Source organism: Microvirga vignae (assembly GCF_001017175.1).
GTDB classification, from domain to species: domain Bacteria; phylum Pseudomonadota; class Alphaproteobacteria; order Rhizobiales; family Beijerinckiaceae; genus Microvirga; species Microvirga vignae.
Window position 1 is genome coordinate 1 of record NZ_LCYG01000056.1, and the last position, 17,711, is coordinate 17,711.

21 protein-coding genes and 2 pseudogenes are annotated in these 17,711 nt (G+C 62.3%); 10 read left to right on the plus strand and 13 right to left on the minus strand.

Annotation, left to right across the window (positions count from 1 at the left end):
• The 3 genes and pseudogenes from AA309_RS35390 to AA309_RS20515 form a co-directional block, all read left to right on the plus strand.
• Positions 1 to 307 (plus strand): annotated as a pseudogene (locus tag AA309_RS35390) (DMT family transporter); the annotation flags it as partial.
• Between the two features lie 460 nt (positions 308 to 767).
• Complete coding sequence (locus AA309_RS37265; protein WP_280136915.1) at positions 768 to 899, plus strand: hypothetical protein; 132 nt, start codon at positions 768 to 770, stop codon at positions 897 to 899.
• Positions 900 to 1,034: 135 nt separating this feature from the next.
• Complete coding sequence (locus AA309_RS20515) at positions 1,035 to 1,733, plus strand: hypothetical protein (RefSeq protein WP_052954887.1); 699 nt, start codon at positions 1,035 to 1,037, stop codon at positions 1,731 to 1,733.
• A 125-nt stretch (positions 1,734 to 1,858) separates the two neighbouring features.
• Here AA309_RS20515 and nadC read toward each other — a convergent pair whose 3' ends face one another.
• From nadC to AA309_RS20545, 6 genes are all read right to left on the minus strand, one after another.
• A complete protein-coding gene (nadC, locus tag AA309_RS20520; protein ID WP_047190891.1) occupies positions 1,859 to 2,734 on the minus strand; it encodes a carboxylating nicotinate-nucleotide diphosphorylase in 876 nt (291 codons plus the stop codon).
• Entirely contained in the window at positions 2,731 to 4,332 is a 1,602-nt protein-coding gene (locus AA309_RS20525) for an L-aspartate oxidase (RefSeq protein ID WP_084731449.1), read from the minus strand. The genes nadC and AA309_RS20525 overlap by 4 nt, the downstream gene beginning before the upstream one ends.
• A gap of 9 nt (positions 4,333 to 4,341) precedes the next feature.
• The gene (gene nadA / locus AA309_RS20530; RefSeq protein WP_047190893.1) at positions 4,342 to 5,340 is read right to left on the minus strand and encodes a quinolinate synthase NadA; all 999 of its coding nucleotides are present in this window, start codon (positions 5,338 to 5,340) and stop codon (positions 4,342 to 4,344) included.
• Positions 5,341 to 5,498: 158 nt separating this feature from the next.
• Complete coding sequence (locus AA309_RS20535; RefSeq protein WP_047190894.1) at positions 5,499 to 6,485, minus strand: NUDIX hydrolase; 987 nt, start codon at positions 6,483 to 6,485, stop codon at positions 5,499 to 5,501.
• A 145-nt stretch (positions 6,486 to 6,630) separates the two neighbouring features.
• The gene (locus AA309_RS20540) at positions 6,631 to 6,957 is read right to left on the minus strand and encodes a hypothetical protein (protein ID WP_047190895.1); all 327 of its coding nucleotides are present in this window, start codon (positions 6,955 to 6,957) and stop codon (positions 6,631 to 6,633) included.
• Positions 6,958 to 7,072: 115 nt separating this feature from the next.
• The gene (locus AA309_RS20545; protein WP_084731472.1) at positions 7,073 to 7,228 is read right to left on the minus strand and encodes a DUF1127 domain-containing protein; all 156 of its coding nucleotides are present in this window, start codon (positions 7,226 to 7,228) and stop codon (positions 7,073 to 7,075) included.
• Between the two features lie 345 nt (positions 7,229 to 7,573).
• Between AA309_RS20545 and ilvA the strand changes: the two genes are divergently transcribed.
• The 5 genes from ilvA to AA309_RS20570 all read left to right on the plus strand — a co-directional run bounded on the left by ilvA (position 7,574) and on the right by AA309_RS20570 (position 11,126).
• Entirely contained in the window at positions 7,574 to 9,124 is a 1,551-nt protein-coding gene (gene ilvA / locus AA309_RS20550) for a threonine ammonia-lyase, biosynthetic (protein ID WP_047190897.1), read from the plus strand.
• Positions 9,121 to 9,600: a DUF2938 domain-containing protein gene (locus tag AA309_RS20555; protein WP_047190898.1), complete on the plus strand. Its 480-nt coding sequence runs from the start codon at positions 9,121 to 9,123 to the stop codon at positions 9,598 to 9,600. Before ilvA ends, AA309_RS20555 begins: the two co-directional genes overlap by 4 nt.
• A 199-nt stretch (positions 9,601 to 9,799) precedes the next feature.
• Positions 9,800 to 10,519 (plus strand): CYTH domain-containing protein, encoded by a 720-nt coding sequence (locus AA309_RS20560; RefSeq protein WP_052954888.1) that lies wholly within the window; start codon positions 9,800 to 9,802, stop codon positions 10,517 to 10,519.
• 39 nt (positions 10,520 to 10,558) lie between these two features.
• Complete coding sequence (locus AA309_RS20565) at positions 10,559 to 10,813, plus strand: WGR domain-containing protein (protein WP_047190899.1); 255 nt, start codon at positions 10,559 to 10,561, stop codon at positions 10,811 to 10,813.
• 94 nt (positions 10,814 to 10,907) lie between these two features.
• Entirely contained in the window at positions 10,908 to 11,126 is a 219-nt protein-coding gene (locus AA309_RS20570) for a hypothetical protein (protein ID WP_047190900.1), read from the plus strand.
• A gap of 46 nt (positions 11,127 to 11,172) precedes the next feature.
• Here AA309_RS20570 and AA309_RS20575 read toward each other — a convergent pair whose 3' ends face one another.
• From AA309_RS20575 to AA309_RS20585, 3 genes are all read right to left on the minus strand, one after another.
• Entirely contained in the window at positions 11,173 to 11,553 is a 381-nt protein-coding gene (locus AA309_RS20575; protein WP_052954889.1) for an SET domain-containing protein, read from the minus strand.
• A gap of 363 nt (positions 11,554 to 11,916) precedes the next feature.
• Positions 11,917 to 12,126, minus strand: coding sequence for a cold-shock protein (locus AA309_RS20580; RefSeq protein WP_047190901.1), 210 nt, complete (start codon positions 12,124 to 12,126; stop codon positions 11,917 to 11,919).
• A 391-nt stretch (positions 12,127 to 12,517) separates the two neighbouring features.
• Positions 12,518 to 13,477, minus strand: coding sequence for a tyrosine recombinase (locus AA309_RS20585; RefSeq protein WP_047190902.1), 960 nt, complete (start codon positions 13,475 to 13,477; stop codon positions 12,518 to 12,520).
• Positions 13,478 to 13,645: 168 nt separating this feature from the next.
• On the opposite strand from AA309_RS20585, the gene AA309_RS20590 reads away from it, so the two are divergent.
• Positions 13,646 to 14,944 carry a PDDEXK nuclease domain-containing protein gene (locus tag AA309_RS20590; RefSeq protein ID WP_047190903.1) on the plus strand — a complete coding sequence of 433 codons (1,299 nt, stop codon included), beginning with the start codon at positions 13,646 to 13,648 and terminating at the stop codon, positions 14,942 to 14,944.
• Positions 14,945 to 15,053: 109 nt separating this feature from the next.
• Here AA309_RS20590 and AA309_RS33330 read toward each other — a convergent pair.
• The 4 genes and pseudogenes from AA309_RS33330 to AA309_RS32290 form a co-directional block, all read right to left on the minus strand.
• Positions 15,054 to 15,302 (minus strand): annotated as a pseudogene (locus AA309_RS33330) (DDE-type integrase/transposase/recombinase); the annotation flags it as partial.
• Positions 15,303 to 15,338: 36 nt separating this feature from the next.
• A complete protein-coding gene (locus AA309_RS35910; RefSeq protein WP_200902017.1) occupies positions 15,339 to 15,509 on the minus strand; it encodes a hypothetical protein in 171 nt (56 codons plus the stop codon).
• A 9-nt stretch (positions 15,510 to 15,518) separates the two neighbouring features.
• Entirely contained in the window at positions 15,519 to 15,836 is a 318-nt protein-coding gene (locus AA309_RS35915; protein WP_200902018.1) for a hypothetical protein, read from the minus strand.
• 74 nt (positions 15,837 to 15,910) lie between these two features.
• Positions 15,911 to 16,486 (minus strand): DUF6152 family protein, encoded by a 576-nt coding sequence (locus AA309_RS32290; RefSeq protein ID WP_052954890.1) that lies wholly within the window; start codon positions 16,484 to 16,486, stop codon positions 15,911 to 15,913.
• A 359-nt stretch (positions 16,487 to 16,845) separates the two neighbouring features.
• On the opposite strand from AA309_RS32290, the gene AA309_RS20605 reads away from it, so the two are divergent.
• Positions 16,846 to 17,634 (plus strand): carboxymuconolactone decarboxylase family protein, encoded by a 789-nt coding sequence (locus AA309_RS20605; protein ID WP_047190904.1) that lies wholly within the window; start codon positions 16,846 to 16,848, stop codon positions 17,632 to 17,634.
• Positions 17,635 to 17,711 lie beyond the last annotated feature (77 nt).

Below are 17,711 nucleotides of genomic sequence, written 5' to 3' on the forward strand. Positions count from 1 at the left end.
CAACTGGCGCACACCCACCGCTGGGGAGATCGGCCTGGCCGTCCTGATGGGCGCCTTCTCGACCATGGGCCACTGGCTCATCATCCTGGCCTACCGCAAGGCCGCAGCGTCCACCATCGCCCCGTTCTCCTATGTCCAGCTCCTGTTCGCCGGGCTGCTCGGCTTCGCCATCTTCGGCACCGTCCCAGGGGCCATGACCCTCGTCGGCGGGGTCGTCATCGCGGCGAGCGGCCTCTACACGGCCCACCGTGAGCACATGAGGGCCAGGGAGGCGAGGCTTGCTGCCGCCGGGATCCGCCGCCCTTAGATTGCTGACAAGAATTCATCGGAGAGCTTGCTCGACGATGCGGCTTGGGAAGAAGAGGGCTTCGGAGGCGCTGTTGGGATCGGAGCGTCCGAGGCTTTCCCGTCCGGGATTGCATCGCTCGCCGCGAGAAAAACAGGTCTACATTCTTGCACGATGCTCTCGCTCACTGGGTGAGGTAAGAGGAAGGCGCGCAAAAAGCCCTCATCAATTAAATCCGCTGACATATAGATGATTGGCCAGGTCGCGGCCTGAGCGCTTCTGATCCGCTCCCCATAGGCTTGCGGACCGTGTGAGTGACGGAACACGACAGCCCACCATGGGCAGGAACAATTGAGCGCTCTGTGTCCTCTCGGGTACAGACATTATCCCGCCAATCGAGCATAGGACGCTGGCTGATTAGCGCTGCTGGCAGCAGCGAACTTCCATTGCCCGCACCAAGTTCATCCTGAAGGTATTTGCCATGCGTCAGACCGATGTCGCAGCCCATGATTTTGATCTCATGCTGGGCGCCAAGCTCACCCAAGCAGCCATCCGCTTTGTCGCCTCGGTGGGAGCCTTGATTGGCGTGAGCCTCCTGCTGGCGTGCCTCTAACGGGGCATCTCCCGAGGTACGCGCCTATTAGCCAGCCAGACATCAGCGGGAAGCTGCTTTTTCTCTCATAGGTACGCTCTAAGTTCAGGGCCACGGCAAAAGCCCGTCAACAGCCTATGAGAGAGGTCACACCGCGTGCCTGCGCATCGCCTGTTCAGGATTGCTCCCTCGCTGGCTCGTCTGATCCAGAAGGAGAGGGGAGGCGAACGCGTGCTGGAGGGCTACTTCCCGGACCAGCCGCAGCACAGCACCTTCGTGCAGATCGAGGAGACCGGGAGCAGCCTGATCCTTGAGGCCGAGGGTGACGGAGCGTCCGAGGAACCGGCGGACCTCCCCCTGGCCCATGCGCAGGCCTTGCTCGCGGTCAGCCAGGGCCAGGCGGAGTATGTGCGAACCAGGCTCTCGATTGGCGCGCGCGAGATCCGGGCCCTTCATTTCGTCAAGCCTGGTCCCCTTGATCTGGTCGCAGTAGCCAGTGCGCCCGAGGACGGGCAGGACTTGCCTCCGCTGCCCTGGTTTGGCCCGGAGGTCAGCGCCGAGCCCGCCTACCAGCGCCGGCGTCTGGCTCTGGATGGTCGCCCAGACGCTCCTGAGGTTGAACTCACGAACGCAGCACTCAACAGCTTGCTCGACCTTCTTGAGGATAGATTTACGACTTGGCCGCTGCCGGGGCAAGCGGTGGGGTCGGACGAACCAGGAGCCGATGCCTCTCCACCCTCGGAGGCTCCTGTATCCCAGCCGGCGACCGAGGCGGATCAGGAGGTCGATGACCTCGGCATCGAGGATGCAGTCATCCGCGAGCTGGCCCGCTCTCTGCAGCCGCGGCAACGCTGATGGTAAGCCGACCAGGACCCTGAAGATTGGTAGGCGCTTCCAACGTCAAAAGTAGCCTCGCCTGGAACAAAGTACCTATCGAGCACACCGCCACTTCTTAGGGCTTCGAGATCCCGCAATCTGCGCTAGGCCAGGTCTAAGCCCAGATCGAGGATAGGAGCGCTGTGCGTGATCCAGCCCGCAGAGATCAAATCGACGCCTGTTGCTGCGATCGCGGGCGCTGTTGCCGCCGTGATCCGGCCAGAGGCTTCCGTGATGGCTCGCTTGTCCACCCGCCTGACTGCCTCCGAGAGAGTGTCCGGGCCCATGTTGTCGAGAAGGATTACGTCGGCTCCAACCGCCAGCACCTCATCCAGCTGATCGAGGGTGTCCACCTCGATCTCGATCTTGACGAGATGGCCAACAGCGGCACGCGCTCGCTCCAGGGCTGGCCTGACACCTCCGGCGATGGCGATGTGGTTGTCCTTGATCAGAACGGCATCATCGAGTCCGAAGCGATGATTGGCTCCTCCTCCGGCCCGGACGGCATGCTTCTCAAGCGAGCGCAGCCCTGGTGTCGTCTTGCGCGTACAGACGATCCGGGCATGTCCATGGGGACGAACGGCGTCGACGAGAGCAGCCGTCGCCGTTGCAATGCCCGACATCCGGCAGACGAGGTTCAGGGCAACGCGCTCCGCCGAGAGAATGCTCCGGGCCGGGCCTTCCACCCGGAGAACGGCCTCTCCTCGTTCAACACGACTGCCGTCGGGTCGGTCAACGGCTACCGCGACGGCAGGGTCGATCAAGTTGAATGCCAGAAGCGCCACATCCACGCCGGCGACGACGCCTGGCTCACGCGCCATAATGGCTCCACGCAGTCTGGCGCCTGTGGGAATGACGGCATCCGTCGTGATGTCTCCGGCCCGACCCAGATCCTCGAGCAACGCGGAGCGCACAATAGGCTCCACCAGCAGGCGCGGGAGCGGAGCCAAGACGTCGTGTGTGGCGACGATCGGTTTCATGCGACTCTCCTGACGGGTGCGGCTGTCTCGTTGTCGATCTCCGCTGCAATGCGCAGCGCCTGATCGAGGGTCATCTCGGTATGCTGTTCCGGCATCAGGTGAGGATGGTCCAGCCGCTGATGAGCGCCCCGGCTCTCGTTCCGACTATAAGCGGCTGTCGCGATCATCAGGCTGACCAAGACAGCATCGCGCTCGCGTATCGAACGCGCCTCATGAGTCAGCGCACTGCAGTGGCGGACAGCCTGGTGCAATCCCGCCGCATCGCGAAGCACGCCAACCTGCCGATCCATGACAGACCGGATCTGCTGCAAACACAAGGACTGCTGATTACGAGAGTTGGATCGATGCCACGGGGCAAAGGAAGGAGAGGGGGGCTGGACCATCGACGGCCTGCTTTCCATTCCCCTGATGCCGTCGGCAATCCAGGCCGCATAGGCCAGTGCCTCAAGCAGAGAGTTGCTCGCCAGCCGGTTGGCCCCGTGCAGGCCGGTCGAAGCGACCTCGCCGCAGGCCCAGAGCCCTTCGACAGAGCTGCGGCTCTGATCATCCACCTTGATCCCGCCCATGTGGTAATGAGCGGCAGGGCGCACGGGAACAGGATCGCGAATTGGGTCAATGCCGGCGGCCCGGCATAGCGCTGTCACACCCGGGAATTTGCTGGTGATGTGCTCACCAAGCACGTGTCGCGTATCAAGGAAGACGCGCTCACCCGCACAGATCTGGGCAAAGATCGCCCGTGCCACCACATCGCGGGGTGCAAGTTCCGCTCCGGGAACCGCTTGCATGAAGCGCTCACCGCGACTGTTGACGAGCATTGCACCTTCGCCGCGCAGGGCTTCGGTTGCCAGCGGCATCGGATCAAGACCAGCGGCAATGGCCGTGGGATGGAACTGAACGAATTCGAGATCGCGCAAGACAGCCCCTGCACGGGCTGCCAGCGCCAGTCCTCCTCCCTGTGCGGTCAGAGGGTTGGTGGTGTGTGCGTAAAGACCTCCGATCCCGCCTGTCGCCAAGACCACGGCCCGGCCGGGGATCAGGATGGGCTCCTCGCTGCCTTCAGATCCCCATGGCGCGCAGAATGCACCTGCCGCCGCGCCATTGGCGTCCAGCGCCAGATCAGTGACGCGATGGTTCTCCATGATCTGAATTGAGGGAGTTTTCCTGACGGCGTGGATGAGTGCCTCCAGAACACTTCTGCCGGTTCGGTCACCCTGTGCATGAACGATCCGACGGCGCGAGTGCGCGGCTTCCAATCCCAGGATCAGCCCATCACCAGATGCTGTCCGATCAAAGGAGGCGCCTTGAGCAACCAGCCATTCGATGCAGGAGGGAGCGGCTCTTGCAACACGCGCCGCGACATCGGGATTGCTGAGACCAGCACCCGCCTGAAGGGTGTCGGTCGCGTGCAGGGCAGGATCGTCATCGGCTCCCAGGGCGGCCGCGATCCCGCCCTGCGCCAGAGGCGTGGAGGCTTGCTGTCCGAGAGGCGAGGCCACAAGCAGGGTCACGGGCAGCGGCGCCAAGTGCAGGGCTGTTGCCAGCCCCGCGATGCCGCCGCCGACGACCACGATACGATCGTGCGGATTGGCTGTTGTCATGGTCAGGCCTCAGCGAACTGCGAGCATGCGTTCAACCGCCAGCCGCGCCCGCTCAGCCACCGTCGGATCGATCGTGACCTCGTGCTGGCGCTGCTCCAAGGCTCGGCGGATCTTGGGCAGGGTGATCCGCTTCATGTGCGGGCAGAGATTGCACGGCCGCACGAACTCGACCTCTGGATAAAGTGCCGCCACATTGTCGCTCATCGAGCACTCGGTCACGAGGGCAACACGCGCCGGGCGCTGCTTGCCCACGAAGTCGGCCATGCCCGCCGTCGATCCGGCAAAGTCCGCTTCCGCCACCACCTCCGGAGGCGCCTCTGGGTGAGCCAACACCACCACGTCCGGGTAGCTCTCGCGCACCGCGCGGATGTCGTCGGCGGTGAAGCGCTCATGGACCTCGCAGTGACCGGCCCAAGTGATGATCTCAATCCCCGGTACCTGCGCCGCTGTGTTCTGCGCCAGGAACTCATCCGGCAGCATGATCACGCGGTCGACCCCGAGGGATTCAATGACCTTCTTGGCATTGCCCGAGGTGCAGCAGATGTCCGACTCGGCCTTCACGGCGGCTGACGTGTTCACATAGGTGACCACAGGTACGTCCGGGTAGCGCGCCCGCAACTGGCGCACGTCCTCTGCAGTGATGGATTCGGCAAGCGAGCAGCCTGCCTCAGCATCCGGAATGAGCACTGTCTTGTCCGGATTGAGCAGTTTGGCGGTCTCCGCCATGAAATGCACACCCGCGAGCACGATCACGTCAGCATCCGTATTCACAGCTTCACGGGCCAGGGCCAGGCTGTCGCCAACAATGTCGGCTACCGTGTGAAAGATCTCGGGCGTCTGGTAGTTGTGGGCCAGAATGACCGCCTTGTGCTCGCGCTTGAGGGCAAGGATCGCCTCGATGTCATTTGCGTAGACCGGCCACTCCATGGCCGGTACGTGGTGCCTGACACGGGCGTAGAGATCGGGCAAGGGCAGGGACGTGGACACCATTGAAGCAGCACCGGACATAGCAGCCTCCTATGCTCATAGAGAGCATTAGTGAGTCATATGTATGCTCATCATGAGTATTAGAAGAGCACGATAAAGCCGGCTGCATAGCCGGCATACAGCTTATGCTAGACGCGAGCATAAGCACGCGTCAACCCACCATGTGCTTTAACAGTGGCTCACCGTAAGCGAGGCAGTCGGACGCCAGGAGCGGGCCGTTCGATCAGAACCTCGCGCCGGAAGCGCACGAGACGGGCAGGGCGTCCACCCGTTTCGGTTGTGATCTCGCCCGTTTCCTCGACCAAGCCCTGCATCTCGACGAGGCGACGAAAATTCTGCTTGTGGAGGCGCACGCCCGACAGGGCCTCGACCGTCCGTTGGAGGTCCAGCAGCGTGAAGGACGCAGGCATCAGCTCGAAAATGACCGGCCGGTATTTGATCTTGCCGCGCAGGCGTCCGATGGCCGTAGCCAGGATCCGCCTGTGGTCCAGCGCCATCGGCTGACCGGGTGCGAGCCGTACCTTGGAGGAGACCGGCTTCTGTGCGTCCCGGAGGGCCTCGGAAACGAGACCCGCCTCGTAGAGCAGCTCATAACGCTCCAGCACCCGCTCATCGGTCCAAGTGCCGGATTCGAACCCGAACGTGAGTTCGATGCGCTCCTCGCGGAACTGCCTCAAGGTTTTGCCGCCCGCCCGTGCCCACGCCTTCAAGGCGGGTTCGATGACCCCAAGCGCCTTGGGCCGGCCGTTCCGCCAGTCCTCCCACGGCAGATAGCCATACCAGTTCTGCCAGGCAGCATGCGCCAGTCCGGCGGGGCGCGCCTCGCGCACAAGGGCGAGATAGGCGATCGACAGGGCATGCCCGCCGCCCTGGATATCCGCTTCGGCTCGGTCGCGGTCCCCAAACGTGTAGAGCTGCTCGACATAGCCCAGGGTCAGCTGGGTCTGTTCGGCCACCCACGTGCGCAGTCCCGCCTCCAGCGTCCGGTGCTCGGACCGCAAGGGGCCAGACGGCAAGCCGTCAAGCTGATGAGGCTGACCCCGGACCGTGAGGACCCGTGGCTCGTCGGGCGTGGCGGCCATGATGACAGCGCTGAGATCGACGGTCGGGGCCGCATGATGCTGCACGCGAGCCTTTGGTCGCCGAGCGGAAGAGGAAGACACCATGGGTACTCAGAAGCGCACAAGATACGAGAGGGCCACGATAGGTCGCTTGGCTCCCTCGGTCGAGACGAACTTTGGATGTGGGCAGAGGCACGACCTTCAGGCACCCTGGGTGCACAGGGACCAACCGGGGGACGGTCTCTTGAGATCAGAGGTGATCGGGTGAAAGGGAAGCCAGCCCTCGGCGGATCAGGACGCGGGGCGTTCTGCGCTCGACCACGACCGGCTGCCGGCCCGGCGTAAACCGAGCCTGGGCTGACGGGCGGCTGGGGAGACGGGGCCTGCCGGGTGCCGCCTTCAGGATCGCCATTCTAACATCCGCCTCCGGCAATCCCATCAGCCTTGCGGCAATCTCTGCCTGGCCATCGACGTCATCGGTCAGCCCCTGCGCGGCATAGATCGCCTCCTCCAAGGTAGGCGGTTCGAAGCGGAGCGGGATCCGGACGCCGGATTGCCTCTTCTTGGGTGATGGCATCGATGTCGGTTCTAACAGGACGAGTCAGATCTTTGCACAATCGGACGGCTCATGCTCGATAGCGAACGCCCGCCGTTCCGGCGGGCGAGAGCCTGATCCGGAGCCGGGCGGCTGCTTACGCGAAGGTGGCCTTGCGGGCCACAGCGGTGATCTCAAAGCGGGACACACCCAGATCGGCCAACTCGCGGTCGGAGAGCTCCGACAATTCGCTGACGGTCTGACGGTAGAGCTTGTAGGCGCGGATCTTCGACAGGATGTAGGTAACGAACATGGAAAGCCCCAGCAGTTGGCCGATCACCATGACCAGCGATCGTTGCTCTTGTTGCGATGCAGCATATAAAGATGCGCGAGCGGCCTGAGGAGCGGAAATTATAGAAGGCAGTTATGCTTTAGTAGCATGACGCCATCGTGATGCTGAACCGTATGGTGTAGGCGCAGACCAACTCGCGCATGGCCAGCCCGCCTCTGATCTCCCGTTCCAGTTCAAGTGCTCTCGGTGCATTGCTCTTGTATTGTGATCCGCTCAGCTTAACGGGCGATAGACGCTCTTGAGCTGGCCTGCACACTTGGTGGATAAGGCGCAGGACGGCTTCCACGGCACAGGAGCGTATCAGACGTGCAGGACTACATCCGAAAGATCCTGACAGCCCGGGTCTATGACGTGGCGATCGAAAGCCCGCTCGATCCCATGCCGCGTCTGTCGCAACGGCTCAGCAGCCCGGTCCGCCTCAAGCGCGAGGATCTGCAGCCGGTGTTCTCGTTCAAGCTGCGCGGCGCCTATAACAAGATGGCAAGTCTGCCGCGGGATGCTCTCGAACGAGGCGTGATCTGTGCCTCGGCCGGCAACCACGCCCAAGGGGTCGCCCTCGCCGCTCAGAAGCTGGGTGCCAGGGCAACCATCGTGATGCCGCGCACCACGCCGGCCATCAAGGTTCAGGCTGTTCGGGGGCAGGGCGGGCGCGTGGTACTCCATGGCGAGAGCTTCGACGAGGCCTACACCCATGCCCGGCAGCTCGAGGCCGAAAAGGGCCTGACCTTCATTCACCCTTATGATGATCCTGACGTCATCGCCGGCCAGGGGACGGTCGGCATGGAGATCCTGCGCCAGCATCCCGATCCGCTCGAGGCCGTCTTCGTCGCGATCGGCGGTGGCGGGCTTGCCGCGGGAGTTGCAGTCTACACCAGGTTCCTGCGCCCCGATGTAAAAGTGATCGGCGTCGAGCCGGAGGACGCCGCCAGTATGGCTGCGGCCCTGTCAGCCGGCGAGCGGGTCATCCTGAACCAGGTCGGGCTCTTCGCTGACGGGGTCGCCGTGCGGCAGGCCGGCGAGGAGACCTTCCGCCTCTGCCGCGAGCTGCTCGATGAGGTGATCACCGTCAGCACGGATGAGATCTGCGCGGCCGTCAAGGACATCTTCGAGGACACCCGGGCCATTGCCGAGCCCTCCGGGGCCGTCAGTCTCGCCGGATTGAAGAAGTATGTGGAACGTGAGGGAGCGCGGCCGTGCGGACTGGTTGCGATCAACAGCGGCGCCAACATGAACTTCGACCGGCTCCGCCACATCGCCGAACGGGCCGAGATCGGCGAGCACCGGGAGGCCTTGCTGGCGGTGACCATCCCGGAGCGGCCGGGCAGCTATCGCCGGTTCATCCAGCTGTTGGGCAAGCGCTCGATCACCGAGTTCAACTATCGCTATTCGGATCCTCGGGCGGCGCAGATCTTCGTCGGCGTGCAGCTCTCCGAAGGTGATCAGGAAAAGCACCAGATTGTCGCGATGCTGCGGGAGCAGGGCTATCCCGTGCTCGACATGAGCGACAATGAGATGGCCAAGCTGCACGTGCGCTACATGGTCGGCGGGCGTACCCCCGGTCTGAAGGACGAGTTGATCTTCCGCTTCCAGTTCCCGGAACGGCCCGGCGCCCTGCTCAAATTCCTCAATGGGCTATCCGGCAACTGGAACATCTCGTTGTTTCATTACCGTAACCATGGTGCCGATTACGGACGGGTGCTGGCTGGCATCCAAGTTCCGAAAGAGGAGCGGCCACGATTGAAGCGCAGCCTGGAGGAGCTTGGCTATCCCTATTGGGACGAGACCGACAATCCCGCCTATCGCAGCTTCCTGAGCAGCAATGGATGCAGCGACCAATCCATGAGGATCCCTTCGTGACCGACTTCCTGTATCGTTCTCTTCTGATCGGCGTTGGAGCGACGGCGCTTTTCGACCTGTGGGGACTTCTGCTGAACCGGATCTTTGGGTTTCCCACCGCCAACTGGGCTCTCGTGGGACGCTGGTTCTGCCATCTCGCAGGAGGCAAGGTGTTTCACCAGGACATCGCCAAGGCCCGCGCCGTTCCCTTCGAGCTGGCAGCCGGATGGATGGCGCACTACATCGTCGGCATCACCTTCGCTGGCATTCTCCTTGCCATTGCACCATCCGGCTGGGCCGCGCAGCCGACACCGGCCCCTCCCTTGATCGTCGGGGTCGTCACTGTCGGCGCGGGCTGGTTTCTGCTCCAACCCGGGATGGGAGCTGGCATCGCGGCCGCCAAACGCCCGAATGCCAACCAGATCAGGGCTCTCAACATCCTTGGTCACGTTGTCTTCGGCTTCGGCCTCTACGGAAGCGCCCTTCTCATCCGGTAGAACCCTGAGCACACCCGAAGCGCATGCCGATGCATGCGGGTGCGAGCGGTTTGGGGTTCCTCCGGCTGATAGGTGTCTGGGCCGGCGACAGGACAAGCGCCGATATTAAGCAATAGCCTTGTTCTGTCTTGCTTATGCGTTCGTCCTGCCTATACGAAAGCCGCAGCAAGTTCCATCTTCCATTGAGTGTCATCGCCCTATGACAACGACCCGCCGCTTTCTCCTTGCCCCCTCCCTGGCCCGCCTCATCCTGAGGGAGCGTGGCGGCGCGAGGCAAATCGAAGGCTACTTCCCGGAACGGGAGGGCCGGAGCTCTTACGTGCTTCTCAACGATCGCAAGAGTTTTCTCGTCCTCAGATATCGCCACCGGAATGGCTTCACCGAAGAGCGCACGGAAGTGCCTCAATCGCATGCGGAAGCCTTGCTCGATGTGACGGCCGGCGAGGTCGACTATGTCCGCACCAGGCTCTCGGTCGGCGGCCGGGACGTTTTTGTCGACCAGTTCATCAGGCCCAGCCCGCTGCACGTGATCACGGTGGAGTTCGCGAGCGAGGCCGAGGTTCGGGATCTTCATCCCCTGCCGTGGTTCGGCCCTGAGGTCACGACTGATCGCCACTTCAGCAATCTGGCGTTGGCCATGGACGGAATCACGGAGAGAAGGGAGGTGGAGCTCTCCGACGCAGCCCTAGGGAGCTTGCTGGACACTCTGGAGAACCGGTTCACTGACGTGCGGTCTCAGCAGCGCGCGCAGATCAACCGGCCTGCGCCCAGGCAGACCCGCCTCCCGGAGCCCGATCCGCAGCCGAGCGGATCGCGTCTCAATGGGAGCGGTCAGCTGCATCAGGCCAATCTCGGTGATGTTCAGGCGGCCATGATGCGGGAGATGGAACGGGCTCAGCAGAGCCAGTGGCCCCACTAGCGAGGGTTCGCCGGCCAGCCCCGCCGAGCCGACACTCCAATGCCCGACGAGCGTTCCCCCATCCGGCACCATCTGGTGCTGCACCGGAGAGATTCGGAGCAGGGAAGGGCGCGCTTTTACAGTCTGATGATTGAGCGCGATCTGTTCGGCACCATCCGCCTCGTGCGCAACTGGGGTCCGGTCGGCTCCCGCGGCCAGGAACGGGTCGAGATCTTCGACAGCGAGACTGAGGCTGGCTGGGCGCTTGAGACCATCGCTCAGGCACAGCGGCAGCGCGGATACAAAGATCTGTAGTCGGGTTGCGAATGAACGGTTCGAGGAGCCCGCGTTTACCTGTTGTCAAGGCAACCACCGCACTGTGCCTCCTTGTGAGTAAGGAGTACGTACGATGACAGCATGGCAACCCCGCGAACGGGGACCGGTCACTGAGGAGAAGCTCATCCGGGCCGTCAACATCCTGGCTGATATCGTTGAACAGCACGGTGCTGCCCATCGCCCTCTGTACCAGGACGTGAAACGCGAACTGGCGGAGTTCCGCCGGCGGCAGCACGAGAACGATGCCGCAGCAGACCAGGCCTTCGCCACCAGGATCGGCAGGGTGGCTTAGAACTGCAGCATCAATGTCGGTGCTGTGCAAAGTCCAAAAGCGCTGTTCACCGAAGTCTTGAAGCCTTCATCCGTTTGGATTGAGCTGTTCTGCAGGCCAGGCACTTGCATCCAATCGGCTTGATGAACGTATCGAAGTAGTTCTTGCCATAGTTGTAGGTGATCTCGTCACCCGGCCGGATGCGCTTGATGGCTTTGATGCGGATCCGGCCCCGGGACACCACCGCCTCGGCATTCGGGCGGCAGGAATGATTGATGTAGCGGGCGGTGTTCCAGCGCGGCGAGCCGTCAATCGTCCAGCGGCTGTTCACCTCGAACAGATAGCGCGTGCTTCGGCGGTGGTGAACTTCCTCGTTCGAGATCTTCGGACCCAGGTACTCGATGATGAACGTGCCCTTCTCAATCGCCTCTGTCGCGAACAGACCCAAGCCTGTCTCAGATCGTCCGACACGAAAGTGTTCGTCTGATGCGTTTGCTCTCATAGAATGAAATCGCTCCAACTCATGACGACTGGACAGTGAGGTTTCCAAACGTCCTGCGCCTGCTCATGTTCGAGTGCCCTATTACAATTATCGCTGGCCGATGCGAAGACATCGCTCACTTCGTTTGTATCATTGACGATCAGGTTTGGGCATCGCTCCGGCAGACGATGTCGCGACCAGAGGGAAATCTGCCTCAGCAGACATCAGCAGAACGCTTGAGGATTGAAGACGGGGAAAGGAAAACAAAAAGGCCACTCCAGTGGAGTGGCCCAATCTGAAATACAGCTCGGCAGTGCGAGGAATGAGGACTTACAAAACCTTCAGGTCTGCGGCTGCTTCTCTGCCTGTGCGGCGGTCCGTTTGAATCTCATAGGAGATCTTCTGGGCCTCTTTAAGAGTGTGCAATCCTGCACGTTCAACGGCGCTGATATGCACGAAAACGTCCTTGTTGCCGCCATCCGGCGTAATGAACCCGTATCCTTTGGTTTCATTGAACCACTTAACGATACCCGTAGCCATGGGCCTTCCTTGTGCGTAGTGCTTCCCTCCAGTGAACCATGATGGTTCACCTCTCCGGTGACGTGAGCGTCACGCGAAGGAGGCTAGTTGGCCTAGATAACCGTGGCAATAAAGAGGCAAAAATCGGATCGGCCGTCCTTCGGAGAATGCCGAGGACTGTGCGAGCGCTGTTCATCGACCTGGACCTGAGCATCGGGCAGACGCGGCGCCTTACAGCGCGATAATCCTGCTCGATGTGGTTATTGAGGTAAGCGTTGATCAGACCGGTTCGATTCCGGGCGAGGTCTCCAGCTCAATCCTCCATCCCACCGTTGATTTCACCTTAAGCGTATTGCCGTAACGAGCGTGATCCTCTGTCCAAGGCACGGCGATGATGCAGCTGCGTCATTCCTCAGTCGGTGGTGCGCTCGTCCTGCTGCTCGCTGAGCGGGTGTAAGTCTCGAACCATCTGGTGCAGGCGCGAGGTGTCGAGATGGGTGTAGATCTGAGTGGTCTCGATGCCAGCATGGCCCAGAAGCTCCTGCAGCACTCGCAGGTCTGTCCCACCTGCATGCATGTGGGTGGCAAACGCATGCCGCAGGACGTGAGGCGACACCCGCTCAGGATTGGTCAGCCCTGCCGCCACGGCAGCCTCTTTGATCTCAAGGAGGGCCGCTTGCCTCGTCAGAGCCTTCGTGCCGTTGCGAACCGAGTGGAACAGCCATGGGGAGGGCGCCCCTCCGGAATAGGCGGTGGCCAGCTTCTGCCATTGGGCAATGGCCTTGATGGCTTGGCCATGGAGCGGCACGAGCCGCTGCTTGTTGCCTTTGCCCCGAATCAGCAGCATGCGGGTTCCCGGACGAGCGGCATCAGAGGGTAGCGAAAGCGCCTCGCTGATGCGCATGCCCGAGGCGTAGAGCGTCTCGAAGAGGGCCACGCGGCGGGCGTAGCCGGCCTGCCGGTAAAGGCCCACTGAGGGATCGGCCGCGAGCTTGTGGGCCGTCTCCAGGAGGGCTTCCGTCTGGTCGATCGAGAGCACGAAGGGAAGCTTCCGGGACTGCTTCATGGCCGACATAGTAGAGGTGGGGTCGTTCGAGCCCAGGTCCTCAACAATCAGAAAGCGATGAAGACCACGGACGACCGTGATGCGCCGGGCGATAGTCGATCCGGCATAGCCGCGCTGATCAAGAGCGGCGATGTAGTCTCGGACCTGCTCCAGGCCGACATCGTCCAGGCCGAGGCCGTTCGCATCGAGCCAGGCCAGATAGCAGTTGAGATCGTCGGTATAGGTCTCAATGGTGCCGGCTGAAGCGCCGAGCTCGGTGGCGAGCGCATCGAGCCACAGCTGTGCCAGCCGTCGGTTGGCGCGCATGGAATCCTCCTGGTCGAGAGGACTTTGCCACGGCACGGGTTACAAACTTCTTGTCAAAACACTGATTATGCGAAATGATATCCCGTTAACCATCACTTTGCATCAGCGAGCTAAAAGTAACAGCTTTCGGCTAAAGCGATTCACGCTGTCCCCTGCTAAAGTCATGCCATGGTGCGCATACCCTCCACACCGGAACTCAACGGATACACGGCGCTCCTGAGCGAGCTGAAGGAGCGAATCCGCGACGCTCGCCTTCGAGCCGCTGTCGCGGTGAACCAGGAGCTGATCCTCCTCTACTGGAGCATCGGCCGTGACATCCTCGTCCGGCAGGCGACGGAGGGCTGGGGGGCTCGCGTGATCGACCGGCTCGGCGAAGATCTTCGCCGGGCATTTCCGGAGATGACTGGCCTCTCGGGACGAAACCTCAAATACATGCGGGCGTTCGCTGAAGCCTATCCCGACCAGGAGATCGTGCAACAGGTTGTTGCACGATTGCCGTGGGGCCACAATGTCCGCTTGGTCGAGGCCGTGAAGGATCCGGCAGAGCGTCTCTGGTATGCCGGTCAGGCCATTGAGCATGGCTGGAGCCGCACCATCCTGGTCCATCAGATCGAAAGCGATCTGTACCATCGCCAGGGCCGAGCGATCACCAACTTCGAACGGACCCTGCCAGCGCCCCAATCAGAACTCGCAAAGGAGCTGGTCAAGGATCCCTACAGCTTCGATTTCTTGGCACTCGGTCCAGACATGTCCGAGCGGGAGCTTGAGCGCAGCCTCCTGGATCATCTCCGCTCCCTCATCCTTGAACTCGGCAAGGGCTTTGCGTTCGTCGGAAGTCAGTATCCCCTTCAGGTTGGTGGCCAGGACTACTACCTCGATCTGCTTTTCTATCATCTGCGCCTGCGCTGTTTCGTAGTCCTCGAACTCAAGATCGAGGAGTTCAAGCCGGAGTTCGCCGGAAAGATGAACTTCTATCTCTCCGCCGTCGACGACCAGCTTCGCCACGAAACCGACGGGGCGAGCATTGGGATCATTCTTTGCAAAGGCAAGAATGCGGTGGTGGTGGAGTATGCATTGCGCGAATCCGTGAAGCCGATGGGTGTCGCTGAGTATCGGCTCTCTCCGTCGCTGCCGATCCAGCTCCAGGGCAACCTGCCGACCGCCGAGGAGCTTGCTCGCGAATTCCCCTTGATGTCGGCTGTGAAGCTCCGGATCGAGATCGAGCGCGAGTTGCGCTTGCTGCTGCAAGCACATGGCCGAAGCACTGGCGGTATAGGAATCGGTCCTATGCTCCAGGAGTTGGAGCGGAATGGCGTCGCCATCGAGGGAGTCGGTGAGTTTGAGATCGCGCTGCAGGCGATGAATCAGGCCTCGCATGGCCTTGATGTTGATCCAGACGTAGCAGAGCAAGCCATGGAGGTTGGCACGCGGCTCTTGGAGACACTGAAGCGCTTGAATAGCCGCTGACCACTCGACATCGGCGAGAGTTGATCATTACGGATCAACCTGGGCGAATGACAAAGGCTAGAACTGTCTTGCGAGCGCTTGTTGTGCAATGGCATTCTTGCCCACGGATTCGAGGCCGGCATGATCTGGCGTCGGGCGGCTGCATAGGAGCCCAGCCTGTCGGTGATCATTCGCCGCGGTGGCAGTCTTGCTTCTTCATGAGACGGGTCAGAAGGCGCTCGGCCGCTCTGGTGTCGCGCCGCGTCGGGGCGATTTCGTCGAGCACACAGCCATCCTGATCGACAGCCCGCCACAGCCAGTGCCTCCTGCCAGAGATCGTAACGGAGACCTCGTCCAAGTGCCAGATGTCGTCGTGGCTTCTGACGCGGCGAATGTTCGACTGGAGCCGTGCCGGTCAGTATGCCAGGAAGCGCCCTGCGACGATGACGCCCATCCACGACAATGCCGAGACCACTGCCGCAAGCTGCGCCCGGAACGGTGGTCGGGCCAGAAGGTCCCAATCCTTCACCGTGCGGTACACTCCCGTGTGGAAGACGAGGATGTTCAGGCCCGCGATGCCGATCAATCCGAATTTCTACGGAGCCGCCGGGCTCATGGTGACGGACAGGGCGATGCCGGTGAACATCGCGGCCCCGGTGGCGGCCACCAGGCCGAAACCCGCGTGGGACAGCGGCAGCAGGTATCGGGACACGATCGTGACCGGCAGGATGCTTCGGCCGATGCCCAGGAGACGCAGGTCCACCGCCATCGCCGGGCCGACCAGCAGCGCGATCCCGAGAATGTGTAGACTTTCCAGGATCGGATACAGGAACGGCGTCATCCGCACGGCTTCGCCGATGCCCGACTGCTCCAACCAGCCACCTACCTGCGCGAGCCAGCTCATGATTCCCATGGGCGGTCCTTGTCGTTATCTCGCCGGATGCTCCCTCGAAACAGTTGTCCCGAAAGAGCGTTCGATCCCTTCGATCAGTCCCGGCCCTGCGGAGCAGGCTCCGGACGCTGCGGAAACGCCGTCAGCTGCTGCCAGACGCCCTGCCCGTCCGCGAGCCAGAACATCACGGGACGCAGGTCATCGGCTCCGTTGGCACTGACATATCCCACTGCCTCGATCCTTTCGCCGACCCGCAACGGACGGTTCAAGCCCCACCGTTCCATCCAGCTCGGTCCCACAAGGACCAGATGCAGTTCGCTGTGCTCGCCTTCATAGGGGCGTGCGGATGCCATCGTCGCCCGACCGTCCCGCTCGTCCGCGCCTTGGGGCAGTTCCCTTGCGGCCCAGTTGGCCGGGAGGCCTGCCTTCTCGATCCGAAGGGTAACCTCACTGTGGGGATTGCCCCAGCGCACGTAGGTGACGGTGCCCGTCACGTAGAAAGCACGCCGCGTGTCGAAGGAACTCCACCCATGGTGGGCGACGACCGGAGCGGTCGGCAGGAAAGCCAGGAACGTCGCGGCGGCGAGCGCGACAGCAGCGTAAAGGGCCTTCCCGCGGCTCCGCGACATCCGACCATGGTCAGGATGAAGATTGCCACGTTCGTTGCGCATGCAGTCGCTCCAGGTTTCAGGCTTTCCGAGGCAAGGCCCACCGCGCCCCACCGTCTGCTTCGATGGAAGGCGCTGGCCCCGGCCACGAATGCTACTTCCGGGCACCGCGATGACTAGATGCTGAAATTCGGATGGGGCTATTAGCGTGACTTATGAATGCCTCGCATCCCGGTTGCCGACCCATGCGGTGCCCGACATGCTGGATGCCTTCTGAGCTTTCGGCGCATTCATAAGCCGGAGCGATAAGTCCTATCGGGACTGAGAGGCTAATCGGAGCCGAACGGGCACTTATCATTGGTGTCAGCGGAGCGCGGCACCTGACGCGCCCGACGGCTCGACCCGATCAAAAGGACACGGACATGAGACTGCTTGCAGCGACCCTGGCGTCGCTTTCGCTCCTTGGTGCGTCACTGGCCCATGCCAATCAGGCTCAGGGCACCACCGGGGAGAACCTCTCGCTGACCTCCGGCGACATTGGCCGGGTTTCGCCTGCACTCGAGAAGTACGCCAGCGGCACGATCCAGGAGGACCTGTGGAAGCGGCCCGGCCTGACACCGCGCGACCGCAGCATCGTCACCGTGGCCACGCTGATCGCTCGCAACCAGGCCGTCGAGCTGCCACGTCACATTGCCCTGGCGCTCGAGAACGGCGTCAAGCCAGCAGAAATCTCTGAAATCATCACCCATCTGGCCTTCTACTCGGGCTGGGCGAATGCCATGTCGGCGGTTGCCGTCACGAAGGAAGTCTTTGTCCAGCGCGGCATCGGCGCCGATCAGCTTCCCGCGGCCTCGCCGCAACTGCTCCCGCTCAACGAGACCGCCGAAGCCCAACGTGCCATGGGCGTCCAGCAGAACTTCGGTCAGGTCGCCCCAGGTGTCGTGCAGTACACGACCGATATCCTGTTCAAGGACCTGTGGCTGCGCCCGGACCTCGCCCCCCGGGACAGGAGCCTCGTCACGGTCAGTTCCCTGATCGCCTCCGGCCAAGTGGGCCAGATCCCGTATCACCTGAACAGGGCAATGGATAACGGACTGACGAAGGAGCAGGCCTCGGAGATCCTGACGCACCTCGCGTTCTATGCTGGCTGGCCGAACGTCTTCTCGGCGCTTCCAGTGGCCAAGAGCGTCTTCGAAGGCCGTCCCAGCTAGTGGGCTATGCCCGCCGACGGGCGGAGTTGTGAATGATCCGGCCACTCTTTCGGTCGGATCTACTCCCCTCCCGATAA

Excerpts from the sequence above, each read along its gene's own strand:
- AA309_RS20525 (WP_084731449.1), bottom strand. The coding sequence starts at position 4,332 with ATGACAACAGCCAATCCGCACGATCGTATCGTGGTCGTCGGCGGCGGC.
- AA309_RS20535 (WP_047190894.1), bottom strand. The coding sequence starts at position 6,485 with ATGGTGTCTTCCTCTTCCGCTCGGCGACCAAAGGCTCGCGTGCAGCAT.
- AA309_RS20545 (WP_084731472.1), bottom strand. The coding sequence starts at position 7,228 with ATGTTCGTTACCTACATCCTGTCGAAGATCCGCGCCTACAAGCTCTAC.
- AA309_RS20560 (WP_052954888.1), top strand. The coding sequence starts at position 9,800 with ATGACAACGACCCGCCGCTTTCTCCTTGCCCCCTCCCTGGCCCGCCTC.
- nadC (WP_047190891.1), bottom strand. The coding sequence starts at position 2,734 with ATGAAACCGATCGTCGCCACACACGACGTCTTGGCTCCGCTCCCGCGC.
- AA309_RS32290 (WP_052954890.1), bottom strand. The coding sequence starts at position 16,486 with ATGCGCAACGAACGTGGCAATCTTCATCCTGACCATGGTCGGATGTCG.
- AA309_RS20590 (WP_047190903.1), top strand. The coding sequence starts at position 13,646 with ATGGTGCGCATACCCTCCACACCGGAACTCAACGGATACACGGCGCTC.
- AA309_RS20565 (WP_047190899.1), top strand. The coding sequence starts at position 10,559 with ATGCCCGACGAGCGTTCCCCCATCCGGCACCATCTGGTGCTGCACCGG.
- AA309_RS35915 (WP_200902018.1), bottom strand. The coding sequence starts at position 15,836 with ATGGGAATCATGAGCTGGCTCGCGCAGGTAGGTGGCTGGTTGGAGCAG.
- AA309_RS20585 (WP_047190902.1), bottom strand. The coding sequence starts at position 13,477 with ATGCGCGCCAACCGACGGCTGGCACAGCTGTGGCTCGATGCGCTCGCC.
- AA309_RS20570 (WP_047190900.1), top strand. The coding sequence starts at position 10,908 with ATGACAGCATGGCAACCCCGCGAACGGGGACCGGTCACTGAGGAGAAG.
- AA309_RS37265 (WP_280136915.1), top strand. The coding sequence starts at position 768 with ATGCGTCAGACCGATGTCGCAGCCCATGATTTTGATCTCATGCTGGGC.
- AA309_RS20605 (WP_047190904.1), top strand. The coding sequence starts at position 16,846 with ATGAGACTGCTTGCAGCGACCCTGGCGTCGCTTTCGCTCCTTGGTGCG.
- AA309_RS20580 (WP_047190901.1), bottom strand. The coding sequence starts at position 12,126 with ATGGCTACGGGTATCGTTAAGTGGTTCAATGAAACCAAAGGATACGGG.
- nadA (WP_047190893.1), bottom strand. The coding sequence starts at position 5,340 with ATGTCCGGTGCTGCTTCAATGGTGTCCACGTCCCTGCCCTTGCCCGAT.
- AA309_RS20540 (WP_047190895.1), bottom strand. The coding sequence starts at position 6,957 with ATGCCATCACCCAAGAAGAGGCAATCCGGCGTCCGGATCCCGCTCCGC.